This window comes from Croceibacterium ferulae (assembly GCF_003660445.1).
Classification (GTDB): Bacteria; Pseudomonadota; Alphaproteobacteria; order Sphingomonadales; family Sphingomonadaceae; genus Croceibacterium; species Croceibacterium ferulae.
In genome coordinates, this window is the sequence record NZ_QZVQ01000006.1 from 289,864 (window position 1) to 302,349 (window position 12,486).

Below are 12,486 nucleotides of genomic sequence, written 5' to 3' on the forward strand. Positions count from 1 at the left end.
TCGCTGGACCGCCGCCTGTCTCATGTCGCTCGAACCTGCGCTCAGTTGCGCGAACGCGCCACCGGCTGGTCTTCCGGCGCGATGGAGATGCGCAGCGTCTCGCCCGAATTGCCGGGGAAGTCGGTGAACATGGCTTCCACCAGGTTGGGCACCAGATATTGCAGGCGATTGCTGGACGACACGGCCTGCGCCTTGCCTTCGAACAGGCGCTGCCCATCGGCCACGCGGTCGATCTTCACGTCGATGCCGCTGGTATAGACGGTGTAGCTGCGGACATCCGGACCGCCAAAGGCGCCATAGCCGCCGCCCCAGCCACCGCCGAAGAAGGCCGAGTTCCAGCCATAGCCCCACGGGCTGCCTCCCCAGCGGCCGAAGCGACCGAAGCCACCGCCATACCCGCCGCCCCAGGCGCTCCAGGGGCCGAGGCCGGGTGTTGTGCGGATCCGCTCGCGCCCATTGTCGACGCCGTAATCGAACCGGACCAGCAGCGTGGCGCTGTCCTGCGACGGCGCGCGGGCATAGCCCAGCTGCTGCATTTCCTGGGCGACCCAGTTGGAATAGGTGGCGAATTCCAGGCTGTTGGCCAGCTGCGGATCTTCGGGCACCACGGCAAACGTCTGGCCCGTGGGTGCGGGCAGCTGTGCCTGGAAGCGGGAAACATCTGCGCGGAACGGGCTGGCGCAGGCAGCGACACCCAGCAGCAGCAACGGCACGGCGGCCAGCTTCGCTCGGCGGGAATAATTGGACAGGAACGACATGCAGTCTTCTCCAGCGATGCCGGGCCAGCACGGTCAGGCCCCTTATGCGACCCGCCTGTATATAATGCTGCCCGATCTTTATGCGATAGCCCGGGCTATAGGCGCGGCGCGGTGAACGCTGATTGAACGCGTTCGGCTGGTAAGTGGTTGCGCACTAACGATAAGTTTATTGGCAGCCGCTACCTTGCGGTATGTTTAACGCACCATGCCCAACGCGCTGTAGGCCTGCTCCAGCGTAGGCCTTGCAAGGTCACGGGCGCGGTCGGCACCATCCGCCAGCACTTGGCCCAGCGCGGCGCGGTCGTCCAGCAGCTGCGTGAAGCGGGCGGTGATCGGCGCCAGCACCTCCACCAGCCGCTCGCCCAGCTTCGGCTTGAACGCGCCGAAGCCCTGGCCCGCATGCTCTGCCAGCACCCGGTCGACCGATGAGTCGGTCAGCGCGGCATAGATGGTGACGAGGTTCAGCGCCTCTGGCCGTCCGGCCAGCCCGGCCGACTCGGCCGGGAGCGGCTCGGGATCGGTCTTGGCCTTCTTGACCTTCTTCATAACCTCGTCAGCCGAGTCGGTCAGGTTGATCCGGCTCATGTCCGACGGGTCCGACTTGCTCATCTTGGCGCTGCCATCGCGCAAGCTCATGATCCGCGCAGCTGCCGGCGGGATGATCGGATCGGGCAGGGTGAAGACCGGTGCGTCTTCCGAAGCGAAGTCGTTGTTGAACTTCTGCGCGATGTCGCGGGCCAGCTCTAGATGCTGCTTCTGGTCCTCGCCCACCGGCACATGCGTCGCCTGGTACAGCAGCACGTCCGCCGCCTGCAGCACGGGGTAGGTGAACAGCGCCACGCTGGCGCCTTCACGGTTCTTGCCGGACTTGTCCTTGAACTGCGTCATGCGGCTGAGCCAGCCCATCCGGGCCGTGCCGTTCAGCAGCCATTGCAGCTCCGCATGCTGGGGCACCTGCGCCTGGTTGAACAGGATCGATCGCGCCGGATCGATGCCGCAGGCGACCAGCGCCGCCGCCAGCTCCAGCGTGCCGGCGCGCAAGGCGGCCGGGTCGTGCGGCATGGAGATGGCGTGCATGTCCGCCAGGAAGAACAGGCATTCCGCCCCTTCCGGCAGCTCGTCCTGCATGCGCACCCAGTTGCGGATGGCGCCAAGATAATTGCCGAGGTGAAGCTGCCCGGTGGGCTGGATGCCGGAGACGATACGCATGGGCACAGGCCCTAGCACATCGCCCCTACTCGGCAAGATCGACCGGTTTCGCCGGACGGCGGCGGCGCAGCTGGGCGAGGAGGTCCCGGTCGATCGCGCCGATGACGTAGGCGATGGCGAAGAACACCGCCACGCCCACGCCGACCAGCACCGCCAGCGACAGCACCCGCTCGATCACCGATCCGCCGAAGAACGGCGCCAGCAGCGGCATCAGCACCCACAGCGCGGCGCTCATCACGCCGGTCGCCACCAGCTGCCGCGCGATGCGCGTGCCCAGCTTCGCCGTGAAGCGGAACCAGCCGCGCAGCTGCAGCACCACGTACAGCACCGCCACGTTGAGCGTCGCGGTAAAGGCGGTCGCCGCCGCCAGCCCGACGATGCCGTACCGCGGCACGACATAGAAATTGAGCGCAATGTTCACCGCCAGCGTGCCGGCCGCGCTCCACACCGGGGTGCGCGTATCCTCCCGGCTGAAGAAGGCCGGCTGGAACACCTTCACCAGCACATAGGCGGGCAGACCGCAGACCAGCGCCACCACGATGTTCGCCATGATCGCGCCATTCGCCAGCGTCATCTTGCCGCCCACGAAGAAGGCGGTGACGAAGGCCGGCGCGCAGATCGCCAGCGCGGCGGCGGCGGGCAGGGTCAGCAGCGTCGCCACCTCCACCGCATTGGCCTGCAGCCGCTGCGCCTCCCGCATGTCGCCACCCTGGATATGGCGGGCCAGCATCGGCAGGATGGCGGTGCCCAGCGCGATGCCGAAGATGCCCAGCGGCATCTGGTTCAGCCGGTCCGCCAGCTTCAGCAGCGTCAGCGACCCCTGCGGCAGGCTAGTGGCGAAGAACGTGTCGACCAGCTGGCTGATCTGGTAGATGCCCGCGCCGAAGGTAGCCGGCAGGATCAGCATGCCCAGCCGCCGGACGTCCGGCGTGAAGCGCGGCCAGGTCACCCGCAACCGCACGCCCGCCCGCCGCGTCGCCCAGGCCATGTAGGCCAGCTGCGCCACGCCAGCGGCTGACAGCGCGATCGCCAGCGCATAGGCGACCGACACGTCGCTGCCGCTGTCCTGCCGCCAGTAATAGCCGCTGACGACTCCGGCGATCAGCAGGATGTTCAGCAATACCGGCACGAAGGCGCCCGGCGCGAACCGGCTGCGCGCATTCAGCAGGCCGGACAGCATCGCCACCAGGCTGACCAGCAGCAGATAGGGGAAGGTGACGCGCGACAGGCTCACCGCCAGCTCGAACTTGCCCGGCACCGCCTGATATTCGCGCGCCAGCAGCCAGACGATCCCCGGCATGGCGAGCATGGCAAGGGCCGAGAAGCCCAGCAGCACCCATACGAAGACGGACAGCACATCACCCGCGAAGCGGTCTGCCGCCTCCTCACCGCCGTCTTCGCCATGCAGCCGGCGGGTGTACATCGGCACGAAGGCTACGGAAAATGCGCCTTCGGCAAACAGCCGGCGGAAGGTGTTGGGCAGGGTGAAGGCCAGCTGCCAGGCATCCGCCGCCAGCCCTGCGCCCAGCACGCGGGCCACCAGCATGTCGCGTACAAAGCCGAACACGCGGCTGACCGCGGTCAGCCCGCCGATCGTGCCGACATTACGGACCAGACTCACCGGCCTGTCCCCTGCCTTTGTTCGATCAGGCCTCGCCCGCCGGCTCGCCCGCCAGCTGTTCGGCCTGCTGGCGCTGCTGCTGCAGCTGCTGCAGGTACAGGCTGTTGAAATCGATCGGGTCCAGCAGCAGCGGCTGGAAACCGGCATCGCGCACCGCATCGGCGATCACGCGCCGGGCAAAGGGGAATAGGATGCGCGGCGCCTCAGCATAGGAGAAGGCGTGGCGCTGGTCTTCGGTCATGTTGCGCATGCCGACCAGCCCGCAATAGGACAGCTCCACGATGTAGGCGGTGCCTTGGCTGCTCTTGGCGGAGGTGGTGATCTTCAGCTCCACCTCGGTGAACTCGTCATTGATCTGGCGTGCGCCGATGTTGAACTGCACGTCCAGCTGCGGCTGCTCCGTCCACTGGAAGCTGTCCGGCGCGCGCGGGTTCTCGACCGACAGGTCCTTCACATATTGCGTCACCAGCCCGGCGATGGGCTGGTTGTCATGGCCATTGGCGCCGTTGGCACCATTGCCGCCCGTGATGTTGTCGAGGTTGGTGAGCACGTCGCCCTGATCGGCCATGATGGTGTACTTTCAGCTGGAGTGCAGGCGCGACGGCATGAACCCCGCCGGGGAGATGCCGCGCGCCGGCGGAAGATGACAGGCGCGCCGCGTAGCATTGCCCCCGCACCGCTGCAACGGGGCCGATAAGCCCATACTGCCGGGCCCCTTGTACCGTCTCGCACGTTGCGGATTTGTGTTGGACGCCTATTTTTGGCACTAGCACAGGATTACTCAGGGCCGGCACCTTGCGATGGGCCGGTCCGCAGCGGGACAAACACGTGATCGAGATCGTCATCCTCGCCATGATCGCCGCCTTTCTGGGGCTGCGTCTCTATTCCGTGCTGGGCCGCCGGGCCGAGCATGAGGAGGAGCCGGTGCCGACCCGTTTCGAACGCAGCGAAGGCGCCGCTTCGCGTCCCATCGCGCAGCCGCAGCCGGAAGCCCGCCGTCCGAACGAGGCGCAGCGCGAGATCCCCGGCGTGTCCGCCGCGGTCGAAGGATCGCTGCGGCAGATCGCCGCGGTCGACCGCCAGTTCGATGTGGGCCAGTTCACCGCCGGTGCGCGCGGCGCCTACCGCATGATCCTGGAAGCGTTCTGGCGCGGCGATCGCGAGGAGCTGCGCAGCCTGTGCGATGATGACGTCTATGCCAGCTTCGCCGCCGCGATCGACGCGCGCGAGGCCAATGGCGAGACGCTGGAGAATCGCCTGGTCCGGATCGAGGACGTGCGGATCGAAGGTGCCACCCTTCATGGCAGCACCGCCCGCATCGCCGTGCTGTTCGTGGCGGACGTCGCCGCGGTGACGCGCGACCGCGACGGCAATGTCATTGCCGGATCGCTGGTCGACGCGATCGAGGCGCGCGACATCTGGACCTTCAGCCGCGACGTGTCCTCCGCTGACCCCGACTGGGTGCTGGACGAGACAGACGAGGGCTGAGCCGCTCGCCGGCTACCCTCGTTTCCCTGCCATGGCCCGCCCGCCGCGCGGTCTCTCCGCCGACGAGCAGGCGCTCTGGAGCCGGCTGGCGCGTAGCGTGACGCCGCTGCCCGGCCGCATCCTGCCGCCGGCACCCAAGCCCGCCGCCGCGCCGCCGATGGCGCCTCCGGCGAAGGTTCCACGCAAGGCGGCGGTGCCCGCCATCCCGGCCCCGCCGCAGCCGGACAAGGGCCGCGTGCCCCCGCTGGCTCAGCAGGCCGGCCTCGATTCAGGGTGGGAGCGCCGGCTGGCCAAGGCGGCCATCGCCCCCGACTTCACCATCGACCTGCACGGACACACACTGGACCAGGCCTATGACCGGCTGAACCTCGGGCTGGGGCAAGCACGGCTGATGGGCGCGCGGCTGGTGCTGCTGGTGACGGGTCGCCCCCGCCCGGTGGAGGCAGCCGATCGCGGCACACGGCGCGGTGCCATCCGCGCCAAGGTGCTGGACTGGCTGGCCGCCGGTCCGCATGCCAGCGACGTTGTGGCGATCCGCGCCGCGCATCGCCGCCATGGTGGCGACGGCGCGCTTTATCTGGTGCTGCGGCGTTCGCGATAGATCGATTTCGCTCGTCGCATCTGCATCACCGATTGCCGCAATCGATCACCGCAATCGGAATGTTGCATTGGCGAAGGATGGTGCACCGCACTATCTGCCCTTTCGAGACATTCACCAACGCACATCGGAGCATCTGACCCATGGGTATCATCGGCAGCACCATTAAGCCGTTCAAGGCGACCGCCTACCAGGAAGGCCGCGAGTTCTTCGACGTGACGGAAGCCGACATCGCCAACAAGTGGGCGATCTTCTTCTTCTACCCGGCCGATTTCACCTTCGTCTGCCCGACGGAGCTGGAGGATTTGAACGAGCATTACCAGCAGCTGCAGAAGCTGGGCGTGGAAGTGTTCGGCGTGTCGACCGACACCCACTTCGCCCACAAGGCATGGCACGACACGTCCGAGAAGATCGGCAAGATCAAGTACGCCTTCCTGGGTGACCAGCTGCACACGCTGTCCAAGAACTTCGGCGTTCTGCGTGAGGAAAGCGGCCTGGCCGATCGCGCGACCTTCGTGATCGATCCCGACGGCGTGATCCAGATCATGGAGATCACTTCGGAAGGCGTCGGCCGCAATGCCAACGAACTGGTCCGCAAGATCCGTGCGGCGCAGTATGTCCGCAACAACCCCGGCCAGGTCTGCCCGGCCGCGTGGGAAGAAGGCGAAGACACGCTGGCCCCCTCGCTGGATCTGGTCGGCAAGCTGTAAGGCTGCCGCACCCGAATAAACCCCGAGCCTAGCATCGGGTCGCGCGGCCCGGGGTCTCCTGCTCTCTCCCCCCTTCGAGCAGGTTGCCCCGGGCCTTCGCGTCTGTAGCACTCACCCCCGCACAGGAGTTTCCCCATGCTCGACGCCACCATGACGCAGCAGCTGCGGCAATATCTGGGCAATCTGCGCGAGCCGATCGAGCTCGTCGCCTCGCTGGACGATGGCAAGCGCAGCGCCGACACGCGCGAACTGCTGACCGAGATCGCGGCTCTGTCCGATCTCGTCACCGCCAGCTTCGACGGCGACGATGCGCGCAAGCCGTCCTTCATCATCCGCCGCGGCAGCGATGCGTCCAAGTGGGTCCGCTTTGCCGGCCTGCCGATGGGCCACGAATTCACCAGCCTGGTGCTGGCGCTGCTGTGGGCCGGCGGCCATCCGCCCAAGGTGTCGGAAGAGGTGCTGCAGCAGATCGCCGCGCTGGAAGGCGAATATGCCTTCGAGATGTATTTCAGCCTCAGCTGCCACAACTGCCCGGACGTGGTGCAGGCGCTGACGCTGATGGCGCTGGTCAACCCGCACATCACCGCCACCCTGATCGAAGGCGGATCGTTCCAGGCCGAGGTGGACGAGCGCGGCGTGATGGCCGTGCCCGCCACCGTCCTGAATGGCGAGATGTTCGCCAGCGGGAAGATGAGCGTGGAGGAGATCCTCGCCAAGCTGGACGGCAATGCCTCCGTGCGCGCCGCGGCCAAGCTGGCCGACAAGAAGCCGTTCGAAGTCCTGGTAGTCGGCGGCGGCCCGGCCGGCGCGGCGGCGGCGGTCTATACGGCGCGCAAGGGCTTCGCCACCGGTGTCGCAGCCGAACGCTTCGGCGGGCAGGTGCTGGATACGCTGGGGATCGAGAACTTCATCTCCACCTCCTACACCGAAGGACCGAAGCTGGCCGCGCAGCTGGAGGCGCATGTCCGCGAATACCCGGTGGACATCATGAACCTGCAGACCGCGACAAAGCTGATCCCGGCATCGCAGCCCGGCGGCATGCACGAGGTGGTGTTCGACAATGGCGCATCGCTGAAGGCGCGCTCCATCATCCTGTCCACCGGCGCCCGCTGGCGGAACCTGGGCGTGCCGGGCGAGCAGGAGTACCGCAACAAGGGTGTGGCCTATTGCCCGCACTGCGATGGCCCGCTGTTCAAGGGCAAGCGCGTGGCGGTGATCGGCGGCGGCAATTCCGGCGTCGAGGCGGCGATCGACCTCGCCAACATCGTCGGCCATGTCACGCTGGTGGAATTCGACACGAAGCTGCGCGCCGACCAGGTGCTGGTCGACAAGCTGCGCTCCATGGCCAATGTCGACATCTTGCTGAACGCTCAGACCACGGAGGTGACCGGCGACGGCGCCCGCGTGAACGGCCTGCGCTACAAGGACCGCTCCACGGGCGAGGAGCATGGCGTCGCGTTGGAAGGCGTGTTCGTGCAGATCGGCCTGGTGCCTAACACCGAATGGCTGAAGGATAGCGGCCTGGAGCTGTCGAAGCACGGCGAGATCGTGATCGACGGCCATGCCGCCACCAACCTGCCGGGCATCTTCGCCGCTGGGGACGTGACCACCGTGCCGTACAAGCAGATCATCATCGCCATGGGCGAAGGCAGCAAGGCGGCCTTGTCCGCTTTCGACTACCTGATCCGCAACGAGGCGGTGGAGGAACTGGTCCAGGCCGCTGCCTGATCGCAGGAAGGCTGATCGCACAGACAGGGCGCGTCGTGGCTTGGGCTGCGGCGCGCCCTTTCTGTTATCGCTTCCCTCGTTCAATCTGTTCGGAACGAAACGTTGGTCGGTAACATGATTCAAGCATAGTCTCCGCGCCATAACGGTAAGGAGACGATGCCATGGACATGAAGACCGGAGACATGTCGGGGGGCTGCCCCTTCAACGACAACGTCAAGCCGCGCACGCTGCTGGGGCGGACCAATCGGGATTGGTGGCCCGATTCGCTGCCACTGGAGATCCTGCACTATGGCGGCATCTCGCCCGATCCGATGGGCAGCGATTTCAACTATGCCGAGGCGTTCAAGCAGCTCGACTACGCCGCGCTGAAGGCCGACATCCTGGCGCTGATGACTGATTCCAAGCCGTGGTGGCCGGCGGATTACGGCCATTATGGCCCGTTCTTCATCCGCATGGCCTGGCACGCGGCCGGCACCTATCGCACGGCGGACGGCCGCGGCGGCGCCAATAGCGGCCAGCAGCGGTTCGAGCCGCTCAATTCTTGGCCCGACAATGGCAATCTCGACAAGGCGCGCCGCCTGTTGTGGCCGATCAAGCAGAAGTACGGCAAGCATATCAGCTGGGCCGACCTGTTCATCCTTACCGGCAACGTGGCCATCGAATCGATGGGCGGGCCGGTGTTCGGCTTTGGCGGTGGCCGGGCCGACGTGTTCGAGGCCGAGCGCGACGTCTACTGGGGCTCGGAAGAGACCATGGTGGGCCATGCCGACAACAAGACCCGCATCCTGCCCGAGGAGGACCTCGATCTCGAGACCCCGCTCGCCGCGATCCAGATGGGCCTCATCTACGTCAATCCCGAAGGCCGCGGTGGTAACATGGACCCGCTCCAGTCCGCGCACGACATCAAGGTCACGTTCGAGCGGATGGCGATGAACCACGAGGAGACCGTCGCCCTCACCGCCGGCGGCCACACCTTCGGCAAGGCCCATGGCGCGGGCGATGCCAGCCTGGTCGACAAGTCGCCCGGCGAGGCGGAGATCCACCTGCAGGGCCTGGGCTGGACCAGCAAGTTCGAGACCGGAATCGGCGCGCACACCATCACCAGCGGGATCGAGGGCGCCTGGGTCAATACGCCCACCGAGTGGAGCGAGAACTACTTCCGCCTGCTGCTCGATTACGATTACGAGATCGTCGAAAGCCCCGCCGGCGCGCGCCAGTGGCAGCCGATCAACCAGCGGGAGGAGGACATGGCGCCCGACGCCCACAATCCCGGGCGCAAGGTGCCGACCATGATGACGACGGCCGACATGGCGATGAAGATGGACCCGGAATTCCGCGCCATTTCCGAGCGGTTCCGCAACGATCACGAGGCATTCAAGGATGCCTTCGCCCGTGCCTGGTTCAAGCTGACTCACCGCGACATGGGGCCCAAGGTCCGCTACCTCGGGCCCGAAGTGCCGGAAGAGGACCTGATCTGGCAGGATCCGGTGCCGGCCGGCACGATTCCGGCCGATGCCGATGTCTCCGCCTTCAAGCAGGCGATCCTGGGTGCCGGGTTCTCGGTCGGACAACTGGTCAGGACGGCCTGGGCTTCCGCCTCGACCTATCGCCGATCGGACCATCGCGGCGGCGCCAATGGCGCGCGCATCCGGCTGGAGCCGCAGCGTAATTGGGCAGTCAATGATCCGCAGGAGCTGGGGCAGATCCTGTCGAGGATCGATGAGCTGCGCGGATCGCTGTCGATGGCCGACGCCATCGTCCTCGCCGGCAGCGCCGCGGTGGAGCAGGCCGCACGCGATGCAGGCTTTGATGTCGAGGTGCCCTTCAAGGGTGGCCGCGGCGATGCGACGCAGGAGTGGACCGACGCCGAAAGCTTCGCTGTCATGGAGCCGGTGGCGGACGGGTTCCGCAATTACCTGAAGACCCGCCACTCGGTGAAGACGGAGGAGCTGCTGCTCGACCGCGCCTCGCTGCTCGGCCTTTCCGGCCCGGAAATGACGGTGCTGGTGGGGGGATTGCGCGTCCTCGGCGCCAATCAGGGGGACAAGCCGGAAGGCGTGTTCACTAACCGCAAGGGGCAGCTGACCAACGACTTCTTCGTCAACCTGCTCGACATGGACACCATGTGGGAACTGGTGGACGAGAGCTCGGACGAGGAGTTCATCGGCTATGACCGCGGCGGCCGGACCGAGAAGTGGCGGGCCACCCGCACGGACCTGATCTTTGGCTCCAACTCGCAGCTGCGCGCCACGGCCGAGGTTTATGCGGAGCGGGGCAACGAGGAGAAGTTCGTGCGCGACTTCATCAAGGCCTGGACCAAGGTGATGGATGCGGACCGCTTTGACGTGGAAAGCCGTCCGGTGGGCGATCGCCGGGTGTGATCGCATGTCGGGAGCTCGGCTGGGCTCCCGACGACAGGTGACAAGAGCCCTAGACAGGCTCGCGAATGCCGGCCTCCTCCCGATGCGGGAGGGGGCCGCTTTTGCGTTGCAGCGCCCGCGCGATCCGCCCGCGCACCATCGGCATGGTCAGCATCGTGCTGCCCAGCGCCATCAGCAGCAAAGCGGTGAAGGTGTCGGCGGTAATGATCTGCCGGTCCAGCAGGATGTTGGCGAAGATGATCATGATCAGCGCCTTGGTCTGCAGCAGCCAGCCGATCGTCAGCCCTTCGCCTTTCGCCCAGCCGAGCAGCCGCCCGGCCAGCCCCACGCCCGCCAGCTTGCCCCCCACAGAGGCGACCAGCAGCAGCCCGGCCGCGGCGAACACCGTCCACCCGCCCATACCCCATTGGGTGCGCAGGCCGGTGGACAGGAAGAACACCGGCATCAGCGCCAGCAGCACAAAGCCGCGGAACCGGTCCATCGCCGCCTGGTCGAACAGCCTGGCATCCAGCACCATGCCTGACAGGAAGGCGCCGACCATGAAATGCAGGCCCGCCCAGTCCCCGCCAAAGCCGCAAGCGGCCAGCCACATCAGGCTGATCGGCCAGCGATCCGCCGGCTTCACCCGTGCCATCAGCCAGCGTACCGCCAGTGCGGCCGGCACGAAGCCGATCAGGAACGCGCCCTGCCGGCCCACCCGATCCCAGTCGAGCAGGATCAGCGCCAGCACGCCCCAGATCGCCACATCGTCCAGGCTGGCGTAGCGCAGCACCCGCTGGCCCAGCGGCTCGCGCAGGATGTCCAGCCGCTCCAGGAACAGCACCAGGATCGGCAGGGCGGTGACGGCGCAGGCCATGCCGATGCCCAGCACCACCTGCCAGTCCGCCCCCAGTGGCCCACGCCAGCCGGGCGCCTGTAGCATCAGCAGCGCCGCCGCGCTGCCCGCCAGCAGCGGCACCGCCAGCGCGAGGCCCGCGGTCACACCCGTCTCCGCCCGCCGGCGCCACGCTTCCACGATGTCGAGCTCGATCCCCGCGACCCACACGAACATCATAACCGCCCACATGGCGATGCCGTTCAGCGAGCCGATGGTGGCGGGGGTGAAGATTGCGCCATACACGTCGGGCCAGGCCACCCCCAGCACACCCGGCCCCAGCAGGATGCCGCCGACGATCTGCACCACCACCAGCGGCGCCCAGCCATCGGTGCGCCCGAGACGCCAGACCAGCCATGGCAGCGCATAGATCACCAGCATCGCCAGCAGGAATGCTTCGGCTGCATTCATGTGCATTCTATCCTCCCCCGGTTTTGGGCGGCTTAGAGCACTTCGCGCGGATGGGGGAGAGACAATGAAGGCATCGCCCTGTCCTCCTCGTGCACAGTCCGGAGAATGAGACCAGTCGCAGGCTGGTGGAGGAGTATGGATGACAGGTTTGGAGCAGCGGCGTCAGTCCGGCCGTGTCATCTTGAACAGCTGGTCTTCCGTGATCTCGAAGTAGTCCGCAGGCCCGCCGCCGCGCGTAATCGGACGTGGCCGCGCGGTCTGGTAAACGCCGGCCTCGAGCATGGTGCGATCGATGTGAATGCCCACGGCCTCGCCGATCACAAGCCACTGATCGAGCTTGCTGCCGTTCCTGCTCTCCAGCTGGATCAGCTGCGTCAGGCAGCATTCGAAATGCACAGGGCTGCCCGCCACCCGGTCAGGCTTCACGAGCGATGAGGGAAGGGCGCCAAGCCCGGTCAGTTCGAATTCGTCGATGCCGGCCTCGACGCCGGCCGAGCTCGCATTCATCGCCTCGGCCTGCGCCTTTGTCGCCAGGTTCCAGACGAACTCCCCGCTCGCCTGGATGTTCGCCACCGTATCCTTCCAACCCGACGACGAGAATGCGACGAGCGGCGGCCGATAATTGATCAGGGTGAAGAAGCTGTAGGGCGCCAGATTGCGTACGCCCCCGGCGCTCACCGTCGACATCCAGCCGATCGGACGCGGTGC

At 66.8% G+C, this 12,486-nt stretch carries 11 protein-coding genes; 5 read left to right on the plus strand and 6 right to left on the minus strand.

The annotated features are described in order from the left end of the window. Positions 1 to 41: 41 nt before the first annotated feature. From D5S08_RS08870 to secB, 4 genes are all read right to left on the minus strand, one after another. Positions 42 to 758 (minus strand): DUF4136 domain-containing protein, encoded by a 717-nt coding sequence (locus D5S08_RS08870; RefSeq protein WP_121117603.1) that lies wholly within the window; start codon positions 756 to 758, stop codon positions 42 to 44. 195 nt (positions 759 to 953) lie between these two features. Continuing rightward, positions 954 to 1,967 (minus strand): tryptophan--tRNA ligase, encoded by a 1,014-nt coding sequence (gene trpS / locus D5S08_RS08875; protein WP_121117605.1) that lies wholly within the window; start codon positions 1,965 to 1,967, stop codon positions 954 to 956. A gap of 25 nt (positions 1,968 to 1,992) precedes the next feature. Then, positions 1,993 to 3,588 carry a murein biosynthesis integral membrane protein MurJ gene (murJ, locus tag D5S08_RS08880; RefSeq protein ID WP_121117607.1) on the minus strand — a complete coding sequence of 532 codons (1,596 nt, stop codon included), beginning with the start codon at positions 3,586 to 3,588 and terminating at the stop codon, positions 1,993 to 1,995. Between the two features lie 25 nt (positions 3,589 to 3,613). After that, entirely contained in the window at positions 3,614 to 4,156 is a 543-nt protein-coding gene (gene secB, locus D5S08_RS08885) for a protein-export chaperone SecB (RefSeq protein WP_121117609.1), read from the minus strand. A gap of 284 nt (positions 4,157 to 4,440) precedes the next feature. Here secB and D5S08_RS08890 point away from each other — a divergent pair, with 284 nt between their 5' ends. The 5 genes from D5S08_RS08890 to katG all read left to right on the plus strand — a co-directional run bounded on the left by D5S08_RS08890 (position 4,441) and on the right by katG (position 10,493). Further along, entirely contained in the window at positions 4,441 to 5,076 is a 636-nt protein-coding gene (locus D5S08_RS08890) for a Tim44/TimA family putative adaptor protein (RefSeq protein ID WP_121117699.1), read from the plus strand. Positions 5,077 to 5,107: 31 nt separating this feature from the next. After that, positions 5,108 to 5,677, plus strand: a complete 570-nt coding sequence (locus D5S08_RS08895; protein ID WP_121117611.1) for a Smr/MutS family protein — start codon at positions 5,108 to 5,110, stop codon at positions 5,675 to 5,677. 140 nt (positions 5,678 to 5,817) lie between these two features. Beyond that, the gene (ahpC, locus tag D5S08_RS08900; protein WP_121117613.1) at positions 5,818 to 6,384 is read left to right on the plus strand and encodes an alkyl hydroperoxide reductase subunit C; all 567 of its coding nucleotides are present in this window, start codon (positions 5,818 to 5,820) and stop codon (positions 6,382 to 6,384) included. A gap of 135 nt (positions 6,385 to 6,519) precedes the next feature. After that, the gene (gene ahpF / locus D5S08_RS08905) at positions 6,520 to 8,112 is read left to right on the plus strand and encodes an alkyl hydroperoxide reductase subunit F (RefSeq protein ID WP_121117615.1); all 1,593 of its coding nucleotides are present in this window, start codon (positions 6,520 to 6,522) and stop codon (positions 8,110 to 8,112) included. Positions 8,113 to 8,273: 161 nt separating this feature from the next. Beyond that, the gene (gene katG / locus D5S08_RS08910) at positions 8,274 to 10,493 is read left to right on the plus strand and encodes a catalase/peroxidase HPI (protein WP_121117617.1); all 2,220 of its coding nucleotides are present in this window, start codon (positions 8,274 to 8,276) and stop codon (positions 10,491 to 10,493) included. Positions 10,494 to 10,542: 49 nt separating this feature from the next. Here katG and D5S08_RS08915 read toward each other — a convergent pair whose 3' ends face one another. Beyond that, positions 10,543 to 11,778, minus strand: a complete 1,236-nt coding sequence (locus tag D5S08_RS08915) for a cation:proton antiporter (RefSeq protein ID WP_206610306.1) — start codon at positions 11,776 to 11,778, stop codon at positions 10,543 to 10,545. Positions 11,779 to 11,940: 162 nt separating this feature from the next. Next, a partial coding sequence (locus D5S08_RS08920; RefSeq protein ID WP_145963201.1) for a flavin reductase family protein occupies positions 11,941 to 12,486 on the minus strand: 546 nt, incomplete at its 5' end.

What these genes read in the sequence shown, in the direction of transcription:
- trpS (WP_121117605.1), bottom strand. Translation starts at nt 1,967, where the DNA reads ATGCGTATCGTCTCCGGCATCCAGCCCACCGGGCAGCTTCACCTCGGC.
- ahpF (WP_121117615.1), top strand. Translation starts at nt 6,520, where the DNA reads ATGCTCGACGCCACCATGACGCAGCAGCTGCGGCAATATCTGGGCAAT.
- D5S08_RS08915 (WP_206610306.1), bottom strand. Translation starts at nt 11,778, where the DNA reads ATGAATGCAGCCGAAGCATTCCTGCTGGCGATGCTGGTGATCTATGCG.
- ahpC (WP_121117613.1), top strand. Translation starts at nt 5,818, where the DNA reads ATGGGTATCATCGGCAGCACCATTAAGCCGTTCAAGGCGACCGCCTAC.
- secB (WP_121117609.1), bottom strand. Translation starts at nt 4,156, where the DNA reads ATGGCCGATCAGGGCGACGTGCTCACCAACCTCGACAACATCACGGGC.
- D5S08_RS08895 (WP_121117611.1), top strand. Translation starts at nt 5,108, where the DNA reads ATGGCCCGCCCGCCGCGCGGTCTCTCCGCCGACGAGCAGGCGCTCTGG.
- D5S08_RS08890 (WP_121117699.1), top strand. Translation starts at nt 4,441, where the DNA reads ATGATCGCCGCCTTTCTGGGGCTGCGTCTCTATTCCGTGCTGGGCCGC.
- D5S08_RS08870 (WP_121117603.1), bottom strand. Translation starts at nt 758, where the DNA reads ATGTCGTTCCTGTCCAATTATTCCCGCCGAGCGAAGCTGGCCGCCGTG.
- katG (WP_121117617.1), top strand. Translation starts at nt 8,274, where the DNA reads ATGGACATGAAGACCGGAGACATGTCGGGGGGCTGCCCCTTCAACGAC.